At 59.3% G+C, this 23,769-nt stretch carries 19 protein-coding genes; 10 read left to right on the top strand and 9 right to left on the bottom strand.

The features are described 5' to 3' along the window. Positions 1–375 precede the first annotated feature (375 nt). A complete protein-coding gene (locus tag ACUTSC_RS07450) occupies positions 376–1,959 on the top strand; it encodes a TerC family protein (RefSeq protein WP_197766546.1) in 1,584 nt (527 codons plus the stop codon). Positions 1,960–1,990: 31 nt separating this feature from the next. Here ACUTSC_RS07450 and dcuC read toward each other — a convergent pair whose 3' ends face one another. From dcuC to udk, 4 genes are all read right to left on the bottom strand, one after another. Next, on the bottom strand, positions 1,991–3,343 hold the full coding sequence (gene dcuC, locus ACUTSC_RS07455; RefSeq protein WP_197766547.1) for an anaerobic C4-dicarboxylate transporter DcuC: 1,353 nt from the start codon (positions 3,341–3,343) through the stop codon (positions 1,991–1,993). 173 nt (positions 3,344–3,516) lie between these two features. After that, entirely contained in the window at positions 3,517–5,349 is a 1,833-nt protein-coding gene (gene asmA, locus ACUTSC_RS07460) for an outer membrane assembly protein AsmA (RefSeq protein WP_445653242.1), read from the bottom strand. Between the two features lie 44 nt (positions 5,350–5,393). Continuing rightward, on the bottom strand, positions 5,394–5,975 hold the full coding sequence (dcd, locus tag ACUTSC_RS07465; protein ID WP_004938917.1) for a dCTP deaminase: 582 nt from the start codon (positions 5,973–5,975) through the stop codon (positions 5,394–5,396). Between the two features lie 125 nt (positions 5,976–6,100). Then, positions 6,101–6,742, bottom strand: coding sequence for a uridine kinase (gene udk, locus ACUTSC_RS07470; RefSeq protein WP_004938922.1), 642 nt, complete (start codon positions 6,740–6,742; stop codon positions 6,101–6,103). Between the two features lie 231 nt (positions 6,743–6,973). Here udk and ACUTSC_RS07475 point away from each other — a divergent pair, with 231 nt between their 5' ends. After that, positions 6,974–7,603: a phosphatase PAP2 family protein gene (locus ACUTSC_RS07475; RefSeq protein WP_197766549.1), complete on the top strand. Its 630-nt coding sequence runs from the start codon at positions 6,974–6,976 to the stop codon at positions 7,601–7,603. Positions 7,604–7,648: 45 nt separating this feature from the next. Here the strand turns inward: ACUTSC_RS07475 and apbC are convergent, their stop codons facing one another. Further along, on the bottom strand, positions 7,649–8,761 hold the full coding sequence (gene apbC / locus ACUTSC_RS07480; protein ID WP_445653243.1) for an iron-sulfur cluster carrier protein ApbC: 1,113 nt from the start codon (positions 8,759–8,761) through the stop codon (positions 7,649–7,651). 159 nt (positions 8,762–8,920) lie between these two features. Here apbC and metG point away from each other — a divergent pair, with 159 nt between their 5' ends. From metG to sanA, 8 genes are all read left to right on the top strand, one after another. Next, on the top strand, positions 8,921–10,948 hold the full coding sequence (metG, locus tag ACUTSC_RS07485) for a methionine--tRNA ligase (protein WP_033637732.1): 2,028 nt from the start codon (positions 8,921–8,923) through the stop codon (positions 10,946–10,948). A 222-nt stretch (positions 10,949–11,170) separates the two neighbouring features. Then, positions 11,171–12,238, top strand: a complete 1,068-nt coding sequence (locus ACUTSC_RS07490; RefSeq protein WP_197766551.1) for a substrate-binding domain-containing protein — start codon at positions 11,171–11,173, stop codon at positions 12,236–12,238. A gap of 131 nt (positions 12,239–12,369) precedes the next feature. After that, entirely contained in the window at positions 12,370–13,581 is a 1,212-nt protein-coding gene (locus ACUTSC_RS07495) for an MFS transporter (RefSeq protein ID WP_197773148.1), read from the top strand. Positions 13,582–13,719: 138 nt separating this feature from the next. Then, entirely contained in the window at positions 13,720–14,127 is a 408-nt protein-coding gene (locus tag ACUTSC_RS07500) for a CidA/LrgA family protein (protein WP_197766553.1), read from the top strand. Continuing rightward, on the top strand, positions 14,124–14,819 hold the full coding sequence (locus ACUTSC_RS07505) for a CidB/LrgB family autolysis modulator (RefSeq protein WP_197766554.1): 696 nt from the start codon (positions 14,124–14,126) through the stop codon (positions 14,817–14,819). Before ACUTSC_RS07500 ends, ACUTSC_RS07505 begins: the two co-directional genes overlap by 4 nt. Before the next feature lie 137 nt (positions 14,820–14,956). Continuing rightward, the gene (gene cdd, locus ACUTSC_RS07510; protein WP_197766555.1) at positions 14,957–15,841 is read left to right on the top strand and encodes a cytidine deaminase; all 885 of its coding nucleotides are present in this window, start codon (positions 14,957–14,959) and stop codon (positions 15,839–15,841) included. Between the two features lie 221 nt (positions 15,842–16,062). Continuing rightward, a complete protein-coding gene (locus ACUTSC_RS07515) occupies positions 16,063–17,760 on the top strand; it encodes an NAD-dependent malic enzyme (protein WP_025302151.1) in 1,698 nt (565 codons plus the stop codon). Positions 17,761–17,929: 169 nt separating this feature from the next. Beyond that, positions 17,930–18,673 carry an outer membrane permeability protein SanA gene (gene sanA, locus ACUTSC_RS07520; protein WP_197766557.1) on the top strand — a complete coding sequence of 248 codons (744 nt, stop codon included), beginning with the start codon at positions 17,930–17,932 and terminating at the stop codon, positions 18,671–18,673. Positions 18,674–18,738: 65 nt separating this feature from the next. On the opposite strand, the gene mglC is transcribed toward sanA, so the two are convergent. The 4 genes from mglC to galS form a co-directional block, all read right to left on the bottom strand. Beyond that, positions 18,739–19,749, bottom strand: coding sequence for a galactose/methyl galactoside ABC transporter permease MglC (gene mglC / locus ACUTSC_RS07525; RefSeq protein WP_004938953.1), 1,011 nt, complete (start codon positions 19,747–19,749; stop codon positions 18,739–18,741). 11 nt (positions 19,750–19,760) lie between these two features. Then, positions 19,761–21,269, bottom strand: a complete 1,509-nt coding sequence (gene mglA / locus ACUTSC_RS07530) for a galactose/methyl galactoside ABC transporter ATP-binding protein MglA (RefSeq protein ID WP_033637724.1) — start codon at positions 21,267–21,269, stop codon at positions 19,761–19,763. A 99-nt stretch (positions 21,270–21,368) separates the two neighbouring features. After that, on the bottom strand, positions 21,369–22,361 hold the full coding sequence (gene mglB / locus ACUTSC_RS07535) for a galactose/glucose ABC transporter substrate-binding protein MglB (RefSeq protein WP_060421506.1): 993 nt from the start codon (positions 22,359–22,361) through the stop codon (positions 21,369–21,371). 264 nt (positions 22,362–22,625) lie between these two features. Then, positions 22,626–23,663 (bottom strand): HTH-type transcriptional regulator GalS, encoded by a 1,038-nt coding sequence (galS, locus tag ACUTSC_RS07540; protein WP_445653244.1) that lies wholly within the window; start codon positions 23,661–23,663, stop codon positions 22,626–22,628. Positions 23,664–23,769: the final 106 nt, after the last annotated feature.

The following is a 23,769-nucleotide window of genomic DNA, read 5'->3' on the forward strand; positions in this document are numbered from 1 at the left end:
TAACCAAACAATGTTAGTTACTGCCGTTATATGGCTAAGATTCTTATACTAATACCCAAGTGATACAAGCCTTAGATCCCCCCAGCCCGCCGTTTTCAGAATAAGACTACTCATGCCGCATGCTGATACGAAGCATAGCTTAAGGAAACTGTTTCAATACTTTGATTTAAATAAATTTAATAAGCGTTTTTTTTCTGAGCGCATCACATTTCGGTTAATATCTGCCCCCCTACCCTGTCACCGTGGGCTAAGCGGCGGCGATCGCAGTTTGCGGCAATCGGCCATTGCCTCCTGATTAAAGTTGAATTTTGCCGTCTCAGCGCCCATCATTCCCGTGCGGCATAAGCCGTAGAACTTACAGGTGAAATTGGGCGTATGGAATGGATCGCTGATCCAACAATTTGGGCCGGCCTGGCCACGTTGGTCGTGCTGGAAATCGTGCTGGGTATAGATAACCTTGTCTTTATCGCCATTCTGGCGGACAAACTACCAAAACAACAAAGAGATAAGGCCCGTGTTGTCGGCCTGTTGCTGGCGCTGGTCATGCGTCTGGCGCTGCTCGCCTCTATCTCGTGGCTGGCGACCCTGACTAAACCGATGTTCATCGTCGCGGAGCACCCCTTCAGCGGCCGCGATCTGATCATGCTGGTCGGCGGGATATTCCTGCTGTTCAAAGCCACCATGGAGCTCAATGAGCGGCTGGAAGGCAAGGATGAAGAGCAACACGGCGCGCGCAAAGGCGCACGTTTCTGGCCAGTCGTGGCGCAGATCGTAGTACTGGACGCCGTTTTCTCGCTCGACTCGGTGATCACTGCGGTTGGGATGGTCGATCACCTGGCGGTGATGATGATTGCGGTCTGTATCGCCATCGGCCTGATGCTGCTGGCCAGCAAACCGCTGACGCGTTTCGTCAATGCTCACCCGACTATCGTTATCCTGTGCCTGAGCTTCCTGCTGATGATTGGCTTTAGCCTGGTGGCGGAGGGCTTCGGCTATCACATTCCGAAAGGCTACCTCTACGCGGCGATCGGTTTCTCGGTAATGATCGAGGCGCTGAACCAGCTGGCGCAGTTCAACCGCCGTCGCTTCCTGTCGAAGGTGCGGCCACTGCGCGAACGCACTGCCGAAGCGGTGCTACGCATGCTGAGTGGCAAACATGAAGAAGCGGAGGTCGATAGCCATTCCGCCAACCTGCTGGCCGACAGCGACAGCGAAAGCGGCGAGATCTTCAATCAGCAAGAGCGACGCATGATCGAACGCGTACTCGGCATGGCGCAGCGCACGGTCAGTAGCATCATGACCTCGCGTCACGACGTCGAATACCTTGAGCTGAACGATCCGCAGGAAAAGCTTACGCAATTGCTGGAGCGCAATCAGCACACGCGCATCGTGGTGGTGGAAAGCAGCGCCAGCGACGAACCGCTGGGCGTGATCCATACTATCGACGTCCTCAAACAGCAGTTGGCGCAGGCGCCGCTGGATCTGCGCGCGCTGATACGCCAACCGCTGATCTTCCCGGAACAGCTCACGCTGTTAAGCGCCCTGGAGCAATTCCGCCAGGCGCAGACGCATTTTGCCTTTGTGGTCGACGAGTTCGGCTCCGTCGAAGGCATCGTCACCCTGACGGACGTGATGGAAACCATCGCCGGCAATCTGCCGGAGGCCGGCGAAGAGGTGGACGCACGCCATGACATTCAGCAAGACGAAGACGGCAGCTGGATTGCCAACGGCTATATGCCGCTGGAAGATCTGGTGCTGTACCTGCCGATGCCGTTGGAAGAAAAACGCGAGTACCACACGCTGGCGGGGCTGCTGATGGAGCACAGCCAGCGCGTGCCGCAAGAAGGCGAGCAAATCAAGATTGGTGACTACCTGTTCGAGCCATTGGAGGTCAACAGCCACCGCATCCTGAAAGTGAAGATCACCCCGCCGCCCCCACCGGAGGACTACGAGGTTTAGCATTGAGGCCGGGCATCGCCCGGCCTTTCTTTTACTGGGGAACCAGCAGCTCGGTCGCCACGATCACCACCACCAACCCGACAATCACCGGCACCGAAGTACGCTTCACCACGTCAAAAGGCGAGATTTTCGCCATACCGGAGACCGCCACCACCACGCCGGAGACCGGCGACAACGTACGGCCGAGATTAGACGCCTGCAGCATAGGGATCACCAGATAGGCAGGATTCACGCCCATCTGTGCCGCCAGTTTCGGGATCAGTTCGACAAAGGCATAGAACGGCGCATTGCCGGAACCGGTGGTCATGGCCGCCAGCATGGTGATCACCACCAACACCAGCATCATGATCAAACCGCCGGTGCCGAACGACTGCGCCAACCCGATCAACCCGCTGATAAAGCCGACGGTGCTCAACCCCTGCGCGAACACCCCCGCGGCCACCAACAGCATCACCACGCTGGCGAAAGCGTCCGCCATGCCGCGATACGCCACTTCCAGGCCGCTGAATACCTGCTTGGCGCTGAAGCTGCGCATGAACTCGATCACGGCCGCCAGCAGCATGCACCCTACCAGCACGGTAATGATGTGCAGCTCAGGCCCCCATTTGCCGTCGAAGATCAGCACGCCGAGGATCGGCGTAAACGGCAATACAGCGTAAAAACCCGGCGCATGCGTTTTTATTTCGCTGACGTCCATGATGTGATGCTGTTCATTGTTCTTTTTGTCGAGATAGCGCTGCCAGAAAAAGTGCGCCACGGCCATGCAGACGATGGCGGCAATCGAGATAGGCAGCGTGGTTTTGAACGCGAAATCCACCAGCGGCATCTCCGCCGCCTTGGCTGCCAGCACCACGTCGCCGGAGGTCGGTGCCAGAATAATCGCCGCCGGCGAAGCGCAAATGGCCGCCGCTGCGCCGCGGCTAATGCCAACGTTCACCATCAACGGGAACAGCGTCGCCATCAGCAACACGCCGAGGCCGGTAGCGGAAGAAACCGCCAATGACATCAGGCAGGCGACAAAATAGGCCGCCACCATCAACAGATAAGGCGAGTTGATCATTTGCAGTGGGCGTGAAGCCAGCTTGACAACCACATCGTTGGCGCCGATATGCGTCATGTAGGCGGCGAAACCGCACAGCATCATGATCATCATGCCGAGATCGCCGCCGCGGCTCATCAGCAAGATCTTGACGTACTCGATGATATCGGTCGCGCGCCAACCGGTAGACGTGGCGCCGGACGGCAACAACGTTTTCCCCATCAGGGCGCTGATGCCGAGCAGCAGCAGCCCCCCCACCATCAAAACGCCGGTAGCGGAATACCCTTTGATGATGTAACGGCCCACGCCCGCCGCCACGGCGGCGCCAATAAGAAGCTCTATCATGTTTCCTCAACTCGTCATGTTTTCGCGCCCAGGCGCATCGCAATCGCAGAATAGGTTCCTACTCTGCACAAACTAAGCACGTTTCTTCATGACCTTCATCAAGGTAACGGAGGGAAATTATCGCGAGGAGCATCGATATTGACGCGGGCCACAGTATGGCCCGCGTCGGGGAATTACAGCTTGTCGAGCAGCTTCTTCAGATCCTGGCCTTCGCGCGAATCCTTGTTCTTTTCAGCCCATTTGTTCAGCGCATCTTTGGCCCGATCCTGCAGCGTTTTGCGCAGCACCTGATCGACCTGCAGTTGGTAATTCAGCTGTTGCCAAGGCCCGTAGACCCGCAGCGGGATCGGCGTTTTTTGCAGTTGCTCGATCAGTTCGCCGCGCCCTTGCCAACCGCCCGTGACGCGCACGTTAAGCGCCATATCGCACTGTTTTCCCGGCATATCGATACTGCCGGCGCCGGTCAGCGCCAGCAAAGGGGAGTCCGCCGTCAGGCTGCTGAGTTTGACAGTGCCTCGGCTCAGACTTGCCCGCGCCGAGACGCTTTTGACTTCGGTGTAGCGCTGATAGCTGTCTTGACCGCGCACGCTGTTATCGTTGCGCGCCACCGCCTGTTGGATCAATTGCTGAATGTTCAGGCCGTGCAGCTGTGCATCCTGCATCGCCAACTGCGCCGTGCCGCTCCAACGGTGCTCAAATGACTGTGAAGAAAGGCGATCGCCGGTCAAATCCCCTTTCATGCTGAATTTGCCGGTCAGCATCTGCGGCATGTCGAAGGCTTTGAGCACCGTGCTGAGCTCAACCTGGTTCAGGGTCGGCTGCACGTTTATCACCGGTTTATTGCCGCGAGCGTCGAGCGATCCCGGCAAGGAGAAATCGCCGCCGGCCAATTGCCCGGCAAGTTTATGCAGCGTCAACAGGCCGCGTTGATTATCCGCCGTGACGGCTAACTGGGTAACGTTCATACCGCGGTAGGTCAACTGCGCCGCCTGCAGATTCAGCTGTGCATTGAAATCGCGCAGCGCTTCCAGGTTCTGCTGCCGATCGTCAACCTGGCTGGCGATCACCGGCGCGGCGGTCACGGCGGGCTGCTCGGTGGTATTAGTGCTGGATTGCCAACCGGAAAGCGCGTCAAGATCGAGATTAGCCGAATTCAGGTTCACCACATAGCCGGGCACCATCCCCAGGCTGGCGCTGATATCGCCGGTCAACTGGCTGTTATTGGCACTGACGTTCAGCTGGCTGACGGCAATTTGCGCCGGCGTCTGCTGGTAGACCACCTGAGCATTACCCTCGCCTTGAATACCGCCGTTCGGAATATCCGCCCCCGACAATTGGTAATTGAACTGGGTCACCTTGGCGCCGATCTGGTGCGGGAACTGCTGCAGATCGATATCGGCCGCCATGCTGAAGGCCAGGTCGCGCTGATCGCGGTTGACCCGGCTGGAAATGTCCAGCTGCGCCTGCCGTTTCTCCGTTTGCTGCAGGGTAAGATTGATGTCCCGGACATTGATTTGCTCGTTGTCGGCGCGCTGCCAAATCAACAGGCTGTCCACGACGCGCAGGTTATCGATATCGAACTTCCAGGCCGCGTCTGCCGCATCAGCGCCGCTGCCGGCCGGCGCAATCGGGGCGTCCACTTGCGAGTGCTCTTCACTGTCGGGCGTGAGGCGAATGACGGCATTTTTCAACATCACCTGTTTCACAAACAGCTGATGCGACAGCAGCGGCAACAGTTTGACGTCAAGACGCATGTTTTCCGCGCTCACCACCGGCGCCTTGGCGCCCGGCGCAGTCAGCGTCATGCGCCCGGCCAGGATGCTGAGCTGCGGCCAGATATGCCAACGCAGATCGCCTTCGAGCGTTAGCTGGTAGCCGCTCTTCTGCTCGACCTTTTTGACCATGTAGCCGCGAAAATCATTCGGATTGACCAGCAGTACCAGCGCGGACATCCCCGCCACCACGACCACCAGTAAAATCGCCAATGTCGTCAGTAATCTTCTCATGCCACCCTCTTGTCAGCGCCACACCGACGGTGCATCCCGCGCCGTTAGTCCTTGTCGATTCGACTGGCTACTGCGCCCTGCTGATCGCGATATTTTGCGTCCTGCCGGCTGTTGTATGGCCGGGCTGCCGGGCCGGACAACGGCTCAAAGCTCAAGGCGCCAATCAGCATCCCCGGCCGCAGCGCCAGCGGCAGCTTGCCGGAGTTGTAAAACTCCAGCACGATGCGCCCGTGCCAGCCCGGATCGATACGGTGCGCGGTCACGTGCACCATCAGCCCCAGACGCGCCAGAGAAGAACGGCCGTCGAGCCAACCCACGAGATCGTTCGGCAGCGTCACGGATTCGAACGTCACCGCCAGGGCCAGTTCGCCGGGATGGAGGAAGAACGCCTCGCCTTCCGGCAAGACAATCTCGTCGCTCATCACGCGATCCAGCGCGGCGCTGACTTCATCTTTTGGCCCGCTAAGATCGATAAAAGGCGCAGTATGGCCGCGGAACACGCGGAACTGATTGCCCAAACGGACATCTACTGTGGCTCCGTTAATGCGTTCGAGCGGCGGGCGCGGGGAAATCACCAGTTTCTCGCTATCCAGCCAGGCTTCTATATCGCGGTCGCACAGTCTCATGTCTTTCTTCTCCATCAAAACGCGTCACTAAACAAAAATTGCCACACAACGGGCGAAAGGTCTATGCCGGGGTGCAAATAGTTGGCCGCCGGCCGGAAATGCGCATTTCCGGCCATTAAGCGGCATTATTCAAAGAATTGGCTGATTTTGGCTTTCAGAATATCGATCGCGATGCGGTTTTTGCCGCCGCGCGGGACGATGATATCGGCGTATTGTTTGGAAGGTTCGATAAACTGCAGGAACATCGGGCGCACGGTTTTCTGGTATTGCGCCATCACCGAATCCATCGAGCGGCCGCGCTCGTTGACGTCGCGCTTCATGCGGCGCATCAGGCAGATATCCAGCGGCGTGTCGACGAAGATCGAGAAGTTCATCTCCTGGCGCAGGCGGATATCCGTCAGCAGCAAGATCCCTTCCAGAATGATCACTTTTTTAGGTTCGAGATGGACGGTTTCTTTTTTGCGCGTGTGCTCGGTGTAGCTGTACAGCGGCAGTTCAATCGCCTTGCCGGCCTTCAGCATTTGCAGATGCTGGAACAGCAGGTTGTGATCCATGGCGCTCGGGTGGTCATAGTTGGTTTTGACCCGTTCTTCCATGGTCAGGTGAGTCTGGTCTTTATAGTAACTGTCTTCTGGAATAACGCCGATGTGCTCATCGCCGACCTGCTCGCGGAGTTCGCGGTACAACGTGCTGGCAATAAGGCTTTTTCCGGAGGCAGATGCGCCAGCTATACCAATAATGACGCACTGATGCGGATTGTCAGTCATAAAATTAAAGACCTGATTTCGTAATGTGAAGGGGGGGAACTAAAACGCGACAATTATAGGGAGTCGCCGGGGATTGCGCCACTGTATATTGCGCGGCGGCGGGCGAATTCGGGCTGCCATACCACGGGCACGCGGCATTTTAAGAATCTCGCGGCTAGGGCAACGCGCAGTAACGGGTTACACTCCCCGGCGCTGACTTTTGCTCCCCGCCCCCTTTCATCGGAGATTGATGTGCTGGATTGGTATTTTCTGACTTTTTTCGGCGACAGCATGTTGCTGCTGCCCTGCGCGCTGATTCTATTTTTATTGCTGCTCATCTCTCCCGCCACCCGCGCGGCGGGTTGGCAGTGGGCGCTGATCTTCGGATTCACCGGCGGGCTGGTCTGCCTGTCCAAACTGGCCTTTATGGGCTGGGGCATAGGCAGCGAGCGCTATGATTTCACCGGATTCAGCGGTCATTCAGCCCTCGCGGCAAGCATCTGGCCGCCACTGCTCTGGACGTTGACCGGCCGCTTTTACCACCCAATACGTAGCATTGCTTTGCTGACCGGGTGGATATTGCCTTTCGCCATCGGCGTTTCGCGGCTGGAAATTCGCGTTCACTCGGTATCCGAGGTGATCAGCGGGCTGATTTTAGGCTATCTGGCCAGCGCACTGTTCCTGTGGTTGCAGCGCAGCAAAACGCGCCCGCATCTCTCTTGGCCGCACTTCACCATCGCGCTGGCCTTGCCATTGGCGCTGATGGGGCAGCGGCAGCCGGCTCCCACCCAGGGGTTGCTGGAGCATATCGCCAAAACGCTGGCGCAGATCGAACGTCCCTATACCCGGGCAGATTTGCACAACCCCGCCCGCATCCCATAAAAAAACCCGGCGTTTAAGCCGGGCTCTTGCATTGCGATAGGCAGATTACAGCGCGCGGAACGCAATCTCTGTCGGGATCGCCTCGCCCTGCCAATACATCTGCGCAGCCACGCGACCGGCCAGTTGACGATACATTTCGGCGAATTCGCTGTCCGGGCGGCTGATCACCGTCGGCGTACCGCGATCCAGGTCTTCGCGCAGCGAAATATGCAGCGGCATCTGCCCCAGCAGACGGCTGTGGTATTTCTGCACCAGCTTCTCGGCGCCGCCGGTGCCGAAGATCGGCTCATGGTGACCGCAGTTGCTGCAGATGTGCACGCTCATGTTCTCCACGATGCCCAACACCGGCACATGCACTTTCTCGAACATCACGATGCCCTTGGCGGCATCCAGCAAAGCGATATCCTGCGGGGTGGTGACCACCAGCGCGCCGGTCACCGGAATGTTCTGCGACAGCGTCAGCTGGATGTCGCCGGTGCCCGGCGGCATATCCAGCACCAGGTAATCCAAATCCGGCCACAGCGTATCCTGCAGCAGTTGCATCAGCGCCTTGCTGGCCATCGGGCCGCGCCACACCATGGCGTTGTCGTCGGTCACCAGATAGCCGATAGAGTTGGTCGCCAGGCCGTGCGCCACGATAGGCGCCATGTGCTGACCGTCCGGCGAAGTCGGCCGCTCATGTTCGGTACCCAGCATGTTGGGGATCGACGGGCCGTAAATGTCGGCGTCCAGAATGCCGACCTTGGCCCCTTCGGCGACCAGCGCCAGCGCCAGGTTGACGGCGGTGGTGGATTTCCCCACCCCGCCTTTGCCGGAGCTGACGGCGATGATATTGCGCACGCCTTTGATACCGGCCTGGCCGTTGGCGCGTTTCAGCGTCGTGATGTCGTGTTTCAGCTTCCAGTCGATGGCGGAAGCGCCGGTCACGCGCAGCAATTCGGGGCCGACGCTCGCCTGCAGCGCCTCAAAACCGCTCTGCCAGGCAAACGGCATCGTCAGTTCGATATGCAACACATCGTCCAGTAACGCGCAGCGATGAATGGCCTTCAATGCGGTCAGGTTGTTTTTCAACGTCGGGTGTTCAAAGGCGGCCAGTACACCGGTCACCAGGGCGCGCAGAACTTCGGGGTTGGTCTGCTCAGGGGATTTTGCGTTCATCCCGGCTCCTTGATTTTGAATGGGTAGCTTCCGGCTAAGCATATCAGAACTGCGCTGCCGCTGGCGCATTTAACCTGCAAGAAACCGCCCTAGCAGCGAAGGGCGCGATCGGTTAACATCGAAGGCCCTTTTATTCATTACAGAAAGCAAGTTCTCACTATGGCTCAAGTCGCGAAAAAATTATTGGTGACGTGCGCGCTACCGTACGCAAATGGTTCCATCCATCTCGGCCACATGCTCGAGCACATCCAGGCGGATATCTGGGTGCGTTACCAACGAATGCGCGGCCACGAAGTGCATTTCATCTGCGCGGACGACGCGCACGGCACGCCGATCATGCTGAAAGCGCAGCAACTGGGCGTGAAACCGGAAGAAATGATCGCGGAGATGAGCCAGGAGCACCAGCAGGATTTCGCCGGCTTTGGCATCAGCTATGACAACTACCATTCGACCCATAGCGATGAAAACCGCGAGCTGTCCACCCTGATTTACAGCCGCCTGAAAGAAAACGGTTTTATCAAGAACCGCACCATTTCTCAGCTGTACGATCCGGAGAAAGGCATGTTCCTGCCGGACCGTTTCGTGAAAGGCACCTGCCCGAAATGCAAATCGCCCGATCAGTACGGCGACAACTGCGAAGTGTGCGGCGCCACCTACAGCCCGACGGAACTGATCGATCCGAAGTCCGTGGTTTCCGGCGCGACACCGGTGATGCGCGACTCCGAGCACTTCTTCTTCGACCTGCCGGCCTTCAGCGAAATGCTGCAGGCGTGGACGCGCTCCGGCGCGCTGCAAGAGCAAGTGGCGAACAAGATGCAGGAGTGGTTCGAATCCGGCCTGCAGCAGTGGGACATCTCCCGCGATGCGCCTTACTTCGGCTTCGAGATCCCGGATGCGCCGGGCAAATACTTCTACGTCTGGCTGGACGCGCCGATCGGCTACATGGGCTCCTTCAAGAACCTGTGCGACAAGCGCGGCGATCTGGACTTCGACGAGTTCTGGCGCAAAGACTCCACCACCGAGCTGTATCACTTTATCGGCAAGGACATCGTCTACTTCCACAGCCTGTTCTGGCCGGCGATGCTGGAAGGCAGCAACTTCCGCAAACCGACCAACCTGTTCGTGCACGGCTACGTGACGGTGAACGGCGCCAAAATGTCCAAGTCGCGCGGCACCTTCATCAAGGCCGGCACCTACCTGCAGCATCTGGACGCCGACTGCCTGCGCTATTACTACGCCGCCAAGCTCTCTTCACGCATTGATGACATCGATCTCAATCTGGAAGACTTCGTGCAGCGCGTAAACGCCGATATCGTCAACAAGGTGGTGAACCTGGCGTCGCGCAACGCCGGCTTTATCAACAAGCGCTTCGGCGGCAAACTGGCCGACAGCCTGGCCGATCCGGCGCTGTACCAGACCTTCGTCGACGCGGCGCAGAGCATCGCCGAAGCTTACGCCGGCCGTGAGTTCAGCCGCGCGATCCGTGAAATCATGGCGCTGGCCGATCTGGCCAACCGCTACGTGGATGAGCAGGCACCTTGGGTGGTGGCGAAGGAAGAAGGCCGCGACGCCGATCTGCAGGCCATATGCTCGATGGGCATCAACCTGTTCCGCGTGCTGATGACTTACCTGAAGCCGGTGCTGCCTTCGCTGACCGAACGCGCCGAAGCGTTCCTCAACGCCGAGCTGAGCTGGGACGCAATCCCGCAGCCGCTGCTGGGCCACCAAGTGAACGCATTCAAAGCGCTGTTCAACCGCATCGATCTGGACAAGGTCAGCGAAATGGTCAACGCCTCGAAAGAAGACATGGCCGCCGCCAAGCCGGTGACCGGTCCATTGGCCGATGATCCTATTCAGGAAACCATCACCTTTGACGACTTCGCCAAGGTGGACATGCGCATCGCCCTGATCAAGAGCGCCGACTTTGTCGAAGGCTCCGACAAACTGCTGAAGCTGCAGTTGGATCTGGGTGGCGAATCGCGCCAGATCTTCTCCGGCATTCGCTCCGCCTACCCGGATCCGAAAGCGCTGGAAGGCCGCCTGACCATCATGGTCGCCAACCTGGCGCCGCGCAAAATGCGCTTCGGCGTTTCGGAAGGCATGGTGATGGCGGCAGGCCCCGGCGGGAAAGAGATCTTCCTGCTGAGCCCGGACAGCGGCGCGCAGCCAGGCATGCAGGTCAAGTAACCGCGCCGGCGCGTTACATCAAGGGTCGAGCTTGCTCGGCCCTTTTTTAATGCCTCAAACCCAACGTTATAAACAGTAAGAAAAAGTCATAACCGCTCCGATTCCCTCGCCCGCCGCATCCCGCTATGATGCTCAGCAACAACAAATAGACGTCCAGATAGAAAGACTGCTATAACAGACCTTCACCGGGATCGTTACCCTGCTTTTTTGGAGCCTATAATAATGAAAAACCTCAAGACTTCGCTGCTCGCCCTCTGCCTGCTGGCCGCCCTGCCGCTGCAGGCGGCGGAAACCGCCGCCGTGCCGGCCGCCATCGCTCAGCATCAGGGGCCGGTGCGCATCGCGGTGATCCGCAATCTCGGCTCCGACGACAACACCACGCAATTTTTGGCGGGTGCCATTCAGGAAGGGCGCAAGCTGGGCTTCAAAGTGGACACCTTCCTCAGCAACGGCGACGACGCGCGCTTCCAGGACTTCGTCAACCAGGCTATCAGCCAGAAATATGACGGCATCATTCTCTCGCAGGGGCGAGCCCCCTATTCCACCGACCTGGTCAAACGCATCGCGGCGGCCGGTATCGCCGTCGCGGCTTTCGATACCGACGTCAGCGGCAGCGTTCCCGGCGTCACCGTCTCACAGCAGGACGACGCTTCACTGGCCAACGCCTCCTTCGGCCAGCTGGTGAAGGATTTCAACGGCCAGGCCAACATCATCAAACTCTGGGTAGCCGGCTTCCCGCCGATGGAACGCCGCCAGGCCGCCTATCAGCAGCTGCTGAAACAGCATCCGGGCATTCATGAGCTGGAATCGATCGGCGCGGTCTCCTCCGACGTACAGGGCGATACCGCCAACAAGGTGGGCGCGGTGTTGGCGAAATACCCGAAAGGCAAGATCGACGCCATCTGGGGCACCTGGGATGCCTTTACCCAAGGCGCTTACAAGGCGTTGAAAGAGAACGGACGTACCGAAATCAAGCTGTACAGCATCGATATTTCCAACCAGGACTTGCAACTGATGCGCGAAGCCGGCAGCCCTTGGCAGGTCAGCGTGGCGGTGGATCCGAAGCTTATCGGCGCGATCAACCTGCGCCTGGTGGCCAACAAGATCGCCGGGGAAAGTACGCCGGACAGCTATCAGTTCAAAGCGACGATCATTCCGCAGGCGCTGTTACAGGCGCAGCCGGGGCCGGTCAACGTCGCCGGGCTGGCGAAGATCATCCCCGGCTGGGGCAGCAGCAGCGACTTCGTGCAGCCGTGGTTCGCCACGCTGCAGGCCGAACACGGTAAATAATGCTGTTTTTGACGAGGCTGGCGACGCAGCCTCTGTTTTTAAACTAATTATCGGCTTTCCCCTTCCGTCCTCGCCAAAATGCGCTATGTTATCTGCATCACCCAATAACTGTATGCATAAACAGGCTTCGAATGAAGGGATTCCCCCCGCTGATCAACGTACTGCTGGCCAGTTCGCTGGTGTTGACCATCGGCCGCGGTGTTACGCTGCCGTTCATCACTATCTACCTCACCGAGCATTTCCATCTGCTGCCGAAGAGCGTGGGCGTTATCTTGGGTGTCAGCCTGACCCTCGGCATCCTTGCCAGCCTGTACGGCGGCTATCTGGTGGACAAATTCAGCAAGAACCGCCTGATCCGGCTGTCGATTTTATTGTTTGCGCTGAGCTTCTTCGCCCTTCCCTGGATCCCGCGCCCCGGCGGCGTGATCGTAGTGCTGGCGATCCTGCATACCTGTTATTCGGTGCTGAGCATCACCATTAAGGCCTGCTTCGCCGACTGGCTGCCGGTCGAGCAGCGCATCAAGGCTTTTTCAATCAACTACACATTGGTCAACGTCGGCTGGGCGATCGGTTCTGCGCTCGGCGTTCTGGTGGCCGGGCTTAGCCCGCTGCTGCCGTTTTACCTGTCGGGCGGGTTGGCGCTGGCGACGGTGGCGACGCTCAGCCTGCGCTTGCGCGGTCGGGAACAGCGCGCAACGCCAGCCGCCGCCCCCGCGGCGCTCCCCAACTTCCGCCAGACGGTGACTATCCTGCGCAGCGATCGGCGGCTGATCTACTTCACTCTCGGCAGTACCCTGGGTGCCGTCGTGTTCGGTCAGTTCACCGGCTATCTGTCGCAGTACCTGATCACCGTCTCCAGCGCCGAGTTCGCCTACAAAATCATCGGGCTGGTGATGATCGTCAACGCCAGCATCGTCATCGCCCTGCAATACCTGCTCAGCCGCGGCATGCGTCAGGAAAACATGCTGCGCTGGCTGGCGCTGGGCACGCTGTTTTTCATCGTCGGGCTGCTCGGTTTTATGGTGGCCGGCCAGGCGGTCTGGCTGTGGCTGGCGGCGATGGCGGTGTTTACCCTCGGCGAAATCATCGTTATCCCGGTGGAATACATGTTCATCGACTTTATCGCGCCGCCGCACCTGAAAGGCAGCTACTATGGGGTACAGAACCTCAGCGCGCTGGGCGGCGCCATCAACCCGGTACTGTGCGGGGTGCTGCTCAGCTATGCTGCCCCGCCGTGGATGTTCGTGATGCTGATCGTCGCCGCGCTGCTCAGCCTGCTGTTTTTCTTCCTCGGCCACCGGCTGGCGGAACACGCGGCGGAAACCGCCGAAGATACGCGCTAAACCCACGCGTACCAGCGATTGCGGGCTGTCAACCCGCCGTTCGGGCATGGTACCCATAGCGAGAATTCATGGTGCGATCTGTGGCATGGCTCACAGTTTAATTGTATGATGAATGCATCAGTTAAACGGGAAAAGACAATGGCCAACGTGCTCACACTGTGCTGGAAATACCTGAGAGCCCTGCTCCTCATCTACCTTTGTCTGTTCGTCGGCAATGCGCTGGCGGCGCTGCTGCCGTTCGCCATTCCCGGCAGCATCCTCGGCATGCTGCTGCTGTTCGCCCTGCTCTCGACCCAGATTATGCCGGCCAAATGGGTCAAACCCGGCTGCCATTTGCTGATCCGCTACATGGTGCTGCTGTTCGTGCCGATCGGCGTCGGGGTGATGAAATACTATGACCAGATCGTCGCGCATCTGGGCCCGCTGGTTATCTCTTGCCTCATCAGCACGCTGATGGTGCTGGTGGTGGTCGGCTATACCTCACACTATTTTCACCGCGAGCGCCGCATCGCCGGTAAGCCCGACGACACGGAGAGCAACCCATGATCCATGAAATCTGGTGGTCGCTGCCGCTGACGCTGGCGGTCTATTTCGCCGCGCGCTGGCTGGCGCGCAAGCTGAACATGCCGCTGCTCAACCCGCTGCTGGTTTCCATGGCGGTGATCATCCCGCTGCTGCTGCTCACCGGCATCCCCTATGAGCGCTACTTTCAGGGCAGCAAAATCCTCAACGATCTGCTGCAGCCGGCGGTTGTCGCGCTGGCCTTCCCGCTGTATGAACAGCTGCACCAGATCCGCGCGCGCTGGAAGTCGATTATCGCGGTGTGCTTCATCGGCAGCCTGACCGCCATGATCAGCGGCGGCGCCATCGCCCTGTGGCTGGGCGCCACGCCGGAAATCGCCGCCTCTATCCTGCCGAAATCGGTCACTACGCCGATCGCCATGGCCGTCGCGGATTCGCTCGGCGGCATTCCGGCGATCAGCGCGGTCTGCGTCATTTTCGTCGGTATCCTCGGCGCCGTGCTCGGCCATACGCTGTTCAACCTGTTGAAAATCACCACCCACTCGGCGCGCGGTCTGGCGATGGGTACCGCTTCCCACGCGCTGGGCACCGCACGCTGCGCGGAGATGGACTACCAGGAAGGCGCTTTCGGCTCGCTGGCGCTGGTGATCTGCGGCATCATCACCTCGCTGCTGGCGCCGTTCCTGTTCCCGGTGCTGCTGCACCTGTTCGGTTGAACAGGGTGAAACATGCGATACATCTCGCATTTATGTATCTCATTGCATTAATTTCATCGATTAAGAGACATTAATCACACTTTAATGTCTCTGGCCTGCCTAGAATGTTATCCCGTTAACCTGTAGAGAGACTTTCTATGCATCCGCGTTTTCACACCGCGTTCAGCGCACTGCCCGCGACACTGCAATCCGCCCTGCAGTCCTATCTGGACGCGCCTGACTTTCCGGCGATGTTCACGGCCGAGCAAGCGGCAGCGATCCGCACAGGCTGCGGGCTGGACGATGATGCGCTGGCATTCGCGCTGCTGCCGCTGGCGGCGGCCTGCTCGTTAACCCCGATATCACACTTCCACGTCGGCGCCATCGCGCGCGGGCAAAGTGGCAATCTCTATTTCGGCGCCAATATGGAATTCAGCGGTGCACCGCTGCAGCAAACTGTGCATGCGGAACAGTGCGCGGTTACCCATGCCTGGCTGCGCGGCGAGCCGGCGCTGGCCTCGGTCACCGTCAACTACACGCCGTGCGGCCACTGCCGTCAGTTTATGAATGAACTGAACAGCGGCGGTGAACTGCAGATCCGTCTGCCGGGCCGCGCGCCGGCCACGCTGGCGGACTATCTGCCGGACGCCTTCGGCCCGAAAGATCTGGATATCGCTTCGCTGCTGATGGACAAGGTCGATCACGGCCACCAGTTGGCGCTGGACGATGCGCTGACGCAGGCGGCCCTGGCGGCGGCCAATCAGAGCCACGCACCGTACAGCAACGCCCACAGCGGCGTGGCGCTGGAAACGGCAGACGGCACCCTCTACGCCGGCCGCTATGCGGAAAATGCCGCCTTCAACCCGAGCCTGCCGCCGCTGCAGGCCGCGCTGATCCTGCTGAACCTCTCCGGCGGCGATTGCCTGAACATCCGCCGCGCCGTGCTGGTCGAGCCGCAGGAGGCGATCCTCAGCCAGTGGGACGCCACCCGCGCCACGCTGGCGGCGCTGGGCTGCCAGAACGTCAACCGCGCCGCGTTCTAAGCGCGCCACGGCGGGGCCATCCGGTTTCGCCGTTAACAGTCCCGCCCGCCAAATACAATGCCCCAACACCGCCAGAGAGACTTTCTTTAGTTAAAAAATCATTTGATTGTCGATAATTACGCCAACCTGGTTCATCATCTGGCAACAAATGCTGTACATCTTCTCTTTATCTCTTAGGATCGTCGGCAATAAAGTTATCTGATACGTGAAGAGTAAAACTGATGGAACTAGAATACGAAAGCAAACGCCCGCTCTACATCCCTTACGCCGGCCCGATTCTGCTGGAATTTCCGCTGCTGAACAAAGGCAGCGCTTTCACCGAGGAAGAACGTAGCCACTTCAACCTGCACGGCCTGCTGCCGGAAGCGGTAGAAACCATCGAAGAACAGGTGGAACGCGCCTACCGTCAGTACCAGGATTTCAAGAACGACAACGACAAGCACATCTACCTGCGCAACATCCAGGACACCAACGAAACCCTGTTCTACCGCCTGCTGGACTCGCACCTGAGCGAGATGATGCCGATCATCTACACCCCGACCGTCGGCGAGGCCTGCGAACACTTCTCCGATATCTATCGCCGCGCGCGCGGGCTGTTCATCTCCTACCCGAACCGCGATCGCATCGATGACATGCTGCAAAACGCCACCAAGCAGAACGTCAAGGTGATCGTGGTCACCGACGGCGAGCGTATCCTCGGCCTGGGCGACCAGGGCATCGGCGGCATGGGCATCCCCATCGGCAAGCTGTCGCTGTACACCGCCTGCGGCGGCATCAGCCCGGCCTACACGCTGCCGGTGGTGCTGGACGTCGGCACCAACAACCCGCAGCGCCTCAACGATCCGCTGTACATGGGCTGGCGCCATCCGCGCATCTCCGGCGAGGAGTACCACGCCTTCGTCGAAGAGTTTATTCAGGCGGTCAAACGCCGCTGGCCGAACGTGCTGCTGCAGTTCGAAGACTTCGCGCAGAACAACGCCACCCCGCTGTTGAACCGCTATCGCGACGAGATCTGCTGCTTCAACGATGACATTCAGGGCACCGCCGCGGTGACCCTCGGCAGCCTGATCGCCGCCAGCCGCGCCGCCGGCAGCCAGCTACGCGATCAGACCGTCACCTTCCTCGGCGCCGGTTCCGCCGGCTGTGGCATCGCCGAGCAAATCATCGCGCAGATGAAGTCCGAAGGCTTGAGCGAAGACGAAGCGCGCGCCCGCGTATTCATGGTCGACCGCTTCGGCCTGCTGACCGACAAACTGCCGAACCTGCTCGATTTCCAGAGCAAGCTGGTACAGAAGAGCGACAACCTGACCGGTTGGGAAACCGCCAGCGACGCCATCTCGCTGCTGGACGTGGTGCGCAACGCCAAGCCGACCATTCTGATCGGGGTGTCCGGCCAGCCGGGGCTGTTTACCGAAGAGCTGATCCGCGAAATGCATAAGCACTGCGAGCGCCCTATCGTGATGCCGCTGTCCAACCCGACCTCGCGCGTGGAAGCCCGTCCGGAAGACATCATCAACTGGACCGACGGCGCCGCCCTGGTGGCAACCGGTAGCCCATTCGCGCCGGTGAGCTATAAAGAGCAGCTGTACCCGATCGCCCAGTGCAACAACTCCTACATCTTCCCGGGGATTGGCCTCGGCGTGCTGGCCTCCGGCGCTACCCGCGTCACCGACGCCATGCTGATGGCCGCCAGCCGCGCGCTGGCGGACTGTTCGCCGCTGGCCACCGACGGCCACGGCGCGTTGCTGCCGAATATCGACGATATTCAGGGCGTGTCGAAGTGCATCGCCATGGAAGTAGGTAAGGCGGCGCAGCTGCAGGGTGTGGCGATCGTCACCTCCGAAGACGCGCTGTCGAAAGCCATCGAGCACAACTTCTGGCGGCCGCAGTACCGCAGCTACAAGCGCACCTCGTTCTGATTGGCGCGCTGAAATGACCCAGCCCGGCTCCGCCGGGCTTTTTTGTGCGGCAAAACCGCCGAAAAATGCGGCGGTGGGCGTGCTTCAGGCGGTTCGCGTCTTGCGTCGGTCGGTCAGGTAAAGTAGCCTTGATCCATCTTTTTCAGCCCGGCGCGCGTAAGGCAACAACATGTGGAAACGCCTGATCATCAGCCTGTTCATCATCATTGCGGTGTTGATGGGTTCGGCTATTGCGCTCGATCGCTGGATCAGCTGGAAAACCGCGCCTTACGTCTACGACGAACTGCAGGAATTGCCGCACCGCCAGGTCGGCGTGGTGCTCGGCACCGCCAAGTATTACCGCACCGGGGTGATCAACCAGTACTACCGTTACCGCATTCAGGGGGCGATCAACGCCTATAACAGCGGCAAGGTGAAATACCTGCTGCTGAGCGGCGACAACGCCCAGCAAAGCTATAACGAGCCGATGACCATGCGCCGCGATCTGATCGCCGCCGGCGTGGCGCCGAGCGATATCGTGCTGGACTACGCCGGTTTCCGCACCCTGGACTCCATCGTGCGCACTCGCAAGGTGTTCGACACCAACGATTTCATCATCATCACCCAGCGCTTCCACTGCGAGCGCGCGCTGTTCATCGCCCTGCATATGGGCATTCAGGCGCAGTGCTTCGCGGTGCCGTCGCCGAAAGACATGATGACGGTGCGCGCCCGCGAGATCTTCGCTCGCCTGGGCGCGCTGACCGATCTGTACATCCTCAAGCGCGAACCGCGCTTCCTCGGCCCGCTGATCCCGATCTCCGCCATGCACACCGTGCCGGAAGACGCCCAGGGCTATCCCGCAGTTTCACCGGAACAGTTGGTGGAACTGGAGCACAAGCTGAAAGAAGAGAAGCAGAAAGCCAAACAGCCCTGACGCGGCAAACGCCCAAAACAAAGGCCGGCAATAGGCCGGCCTTTGTTGTCTGCGAGGTGGCAAATCTACTTCTTCTTGGCGTATTTCAACGAATCCAGCGCCACGGCGAAGATGATGATGCTGCCCTTGATGATGTACTGCCAGTACGGGTTGATGCCGATATAGGTCAGGCCGTAGTTGATGACGGTGAAGATGATCACCCCGGTCACCACGCCCCACACCGTACCCACCCCGCCGGCGAAGGAGACGCCCCCCACCACGCAGGCGGCGATGGCATCCAGCTCGTACATAAAGCCGAGGTTATTGGTGGCGCTGCCGATGCGCCCCGCTTCCAGCAGGCCGCCGAAGGCGTAGAACACGCCGGACAGCGCATAGATCATGATCAGGTTCAACGGCACGTTGACCCCGGACACCTTGGCCGCTTCCGGGTTACCGCCGATGGCGAAGATGTTCTTGCCGAAGCGGGTCTTGGTCCACAGGATCCAGACGAATATGATGGCGATCAGCGCATAGAAGGTGATGTACGACAGCTTAAAGTCGCCGAAGCGCAAGAAGCCTTGGGCAAAGGTGGAAAACTTCGGATCGAAGCCCGCGACCGGCGAAGCGCCGACCGAATCGTAATACAGCGAGTTGATGCCGTAGACGATGATCATGGTGCCCAAGGTGGTGATGAATGGCGTCACGTTGAGATAGGCGATAATCAGGCCGTTAACCAGGCCAATCACCGCACCGACCGCACACACCAGCAGGATGACCAGGGGAATCGACCAGGTTTCCATGTGCGGGAACACCTTGTTGACGTTATCCATCGACTGCAGCAGCGTGGCCGCCACCACCGCCGCCAGCCCCACCTGCCGCCCGGCGGACAGGTCGGTGCCCTGGGTCACGATCAGCCCCGCCACGCCCAGCGCAATGATGATGCGCACCGAAGACTGCGTCAGAATGTTGCTCAGGTTCATCAGGCTAAGGAAGGTAGGATCCTGAATGATGATGATGGCCAACAGCACCAGCAACACCACGTAAATGCCGCCTTCCTTGAAATAGGTAAATAAGGTTTTTTTATTTAGCGCGTTCATAATTCCGATCCTTAAAGGTGCAGGGAGGCGAGACGTAAGATTTCATTTTGCGAGGTCTGTTTGGTGTTAACGATGCCCGCAACCTGACCATTGCTCATCACCAAAATACGGTCGGTGATCCCCAAAAGCTCCGGCATTTCGGACGAGACGATAATGATCCCCTTGCCCTTCTTCGCCAGTTCGGTCATCAACTGATAAATCTCGAATTTGGCGCCCACGTCGATGCCGCGCGTCGGTTCATCCAGCATCAGGATCTCCGGCTGCGTCAGCAGCCAGCGGCCGATGATCACCTTCTGCTGATTGCCGCCGGACAGTGAGCCGATATGGGTGTGATGCCCCGGCGTTTTCACCCGCATGGCGTCGATCACCCACTGGGTGTCGCTCTTCATCCGCGCGTTATCCAGCAGGCCGAGCTTGTTTTTATAATTGCGGATATTGGAGATCAGCGAGTTGAAGCCCACGTCGAGGTAGGCATAAATCCCGGTGGAACGGCGTTCTTCGGTCACCAGCGCAAAACCGTGGTTGATCGCTTCGTTGGCGCTGTGGTTATCGATCGCCTTGCCGTGCAGCTTGATGGTGCCCGCCACCTTTTCGCGAATGCCGAACAGCGTCTCGACGATATCGGTGCGCTTGGCGCCCACCAGCCCGGCGATGCCGAGGATCTCGCCTTGGTGCAGATCGAAGGACACATCGCGGATCGAGGGCTGGCGCAACGACGTCAGGTTCTTCACCTCGAGGATCACCTCACCCGGCGTGTTCTGCCTGTCGGGGAAGCGCTGGCTGAGCGAGCGGCCGACCATCATGGCGATGATCTTGTCCATATCCAGCCCTTCCAGCGGTTGGGTGGCGATCCACTGGCCATCGCGCAGCACCGTTATCTCGTCGCACAGCTGGAAGATCTCTTCCATCTTGTGCGAGATATAAACGATGCCGCAGCCGCGCTCTTTCAGCTTGCGGATGATGGTGAACAGATGATTGACCTCTTTCTCCGTCAGCGAGGAGGTCGGTTCATCCATGATGACGATTTTGGCGTCGTAGGAGAACGCCTTGGCGATTTCGATCATCTGCATCTGCGACACCGACAGGTTGCCCACCTTTTCGCGCGGGTTGATGTCGATATCCAGCTCGTCGAAGATCGCCTGAGTGTCTTTGAGCATTTTTTCCTGATCGACGAACAGACCTTTGGTCGGGTAGCGCCCCAGCCACATGTTGTCCATCACGGTGCGTTGCAGTACTAGGTTCAGCTCCTGGTGCACCATGGAAACGCCGTGCTCCAGCGCTTCCTTCGAACTCTTGAAATCGATTTCCCGGCCCTGAAATACAATGCTGCCGCTGTCTTTTTTGTAAATGCCGAACAGGCATTTCAGCAACGTCGATTTCCCCGCGCCGTTCTCCCCCATCAGGGCGTGAATCGAGTGCGGGCGGACGCGTAAATTGACATTGTCCAAGGCTTTGACGCCGGGAAATGACTTACAGATATCCGTCATTTCCAGCAGAAATTCGCGTGAGCTATCGGCCATAAATACACCTGGCTTAACGATCTTGCAGTCGTAAACATCCCCGCCGGCGGTATTCCTGGTGTTGGCGCCGCAGGCGGGGTCTTAGCGGGATCTCAATTCTTATTTAACAAACTGAGACAGGTTGTCTTTATCTACGCCGACGTAAGGAATACGCACGACTTTATTTTCGACTTTATATTGGGTGCCTTCGGTGGCCGGTTTGCCCGCCGCCAGGTTTTTCGCCAGCTCGAAGGTGGCTTTCGCCTGGTTATCGGCGTCGTTCAGCACAGTGCCCGCCATCGCGCCGGATTTCACCAGCGCCAGCGCTTCAGGCAAGGCATCGACGCCAAACACCGGGATGCTGGTCTTGTTGTGCGCTTTCAGCGCTTCCACCGCGCCCATCGCCATGGCGTCGTTGTTGGCGATCACCACTTCGATCTTGTTGGCGTTCGGGCCGGAGAGCCAGGCGTCCATCTTGTCTTTCGCCTGCGCGGTATCCCACATCGCGGTATCCATCTGCAGTTGCTGGGTCTTGATGCCTTTTTCGTTCAGCGTTTTCACCACGTAGGTGGTGCGCGCTTCGGCATCCGGGTGGCCCGGCTCGCCTTTCAGCAGCACGAACTGGATCTGGCCGTCTTTGTTCAGATCCCAGGCCGGGTTGGCTTTCCAGTGTTTGGCGATCAGCTCGCCCTGGATCACGCCGGATTCTTTGGAGTCGGTGCCGACGTAATACGCCTTGTCGTAGCTGTCCAATGCCTTGCGGGAAGGTTCTTTGTTGTAGAACACCACCGGGATATCGTTTGCGCGCGCCTTATCGATAACCACCGGCGCCGCGGCCGGGTCGACCAGGTTAATCGCCAGCGCTTTCACGCCCTTGGCCAGCAGCACGTCGATCTGATCGTTCTGCTTGGACTGGTCGTTCTGCGAGTCATTCATCAGCAGGGTGACGTCCGGTGAAGCCTTGGCGTCTTTCTCAATAGCCTTGCGCACCACCGACATGAAGTTGTCGTCGTACTTGTAAATCGTGACGCCAATACGGGTGTCAGCATGGGCTGCGGCGCCAAACATCATGGCTGCGGCCATGGCGGCCAGGGTGAAAACCTTCTTATTCATTGTCAGTCTCCGGTTCTGTGTAGGGTATTACTCGTCTTTGAGCCAATGGTCACCGGCAGTGCGCACACCCCAGGCCAGGCGATTTCCACTCAACACCTGTCGTCCGTGGATCTTGTTATTTCCGAGAAATGCTGTGTCAGCGCGAGATAAAGGTTGCAGCGGCAAGGGCCTTTGCGCCGGAAAACGCCTAGAGCATAGACGGCGTGATGTTAATATTCTGTGAATTTTCTCACAGATTGAAAACGGTTACACAAGATTAAATCGTCAGAGAGTGACCGTCGCCTCACTTTGCCAGGGGGTGACAGAATGGCGCCGCACCAGCGTCGGCATGAACAGATGACCGGCCTGCGGCTCCGCCAGGCCTGCTGCGCCCTGCAATGCCAGCTCGGTCGCCAGCGTGGCCATCGAGACGATCGGGTAGCGCACCGTGGTGAGCTTGGGGCTGGTGTAACGCGCGATGGGGATGTCGTCGAAGCCGATCAGCGAGAAATGCTGCGGCACTGTGATACCGTTTTCTTTCAGCACCGCCATGGCGCCGGCGGCCATGGCGTCGTTGTAGGCGAACACCGCGCTCAGCTGTAGATTACGCCCCAGCAGCTCCACCATCGCCGCTTCGCCGCCCTGCAGATCCGGCGAACCGTAGGCGCGCCAGTTGTCGGGCGTGGCCAGCCCGGCGGCGGCCATCGCCTGCGCATAGCCCTGCTGGCGCAGCGGCCCGTCTTCGATCGGGTGATTGGAGCCCAGATAGCCGATGCGCCGATGGCCCTGCGACAGCAAAAGACGCATCGCCATTTCCGCGCCGCAGACGTTATCCAGCCCGACGCAGCGCGGCTCATAGCCGGGGATAATCCGGTTGATCAGCACCATGCCCGGCACCTGCTCCAGAAAGCCGATCAGCTCGGCGTCGCTCAGGGCTTTAGCATGGACAATCAGGGCATTACAGCGCTGGCGGATCAGCACTTCGATCGCGTGGCGCTCTTTGTCCGCCTGATGATAGCTGTTGCCGATAAGCAGGTATTTGTGGTGTTTCTGCGCCACCGTGTCTACCGCTTTCACCAGCGCGCCGAAGAACGGGTCGGAGACGTCCATCACCACCACGCCCAGCGTATCGCTGCTTTGGGTCGCCAGCGCCTGCGCGTTGGCGTTGGGGCGATAGCCCAGATCCGCCACCGCCTGCAGCACCTGTTCGCGCGTCTCCTTGCTGGTCAGCGCGCTGTGGTTCAGCACGCGGGAGACGGTCGCCACGGAGACCCCGGCGCGTTTCGCCACGTCGCGAATGGTGATCGGATGAACTGGAGGCATGCGGGATCCTGAAATCGGGGTAGTGGCCGGTGGCGCTATCCTACCCCGATTGGCCCGCTGCTCGCGTGAATTACGTCACAGGAAAGAAAACGTTTACATACATTTT

Source organism: Serratia sp. TSA_105.2, assembly GCF_052692115.1.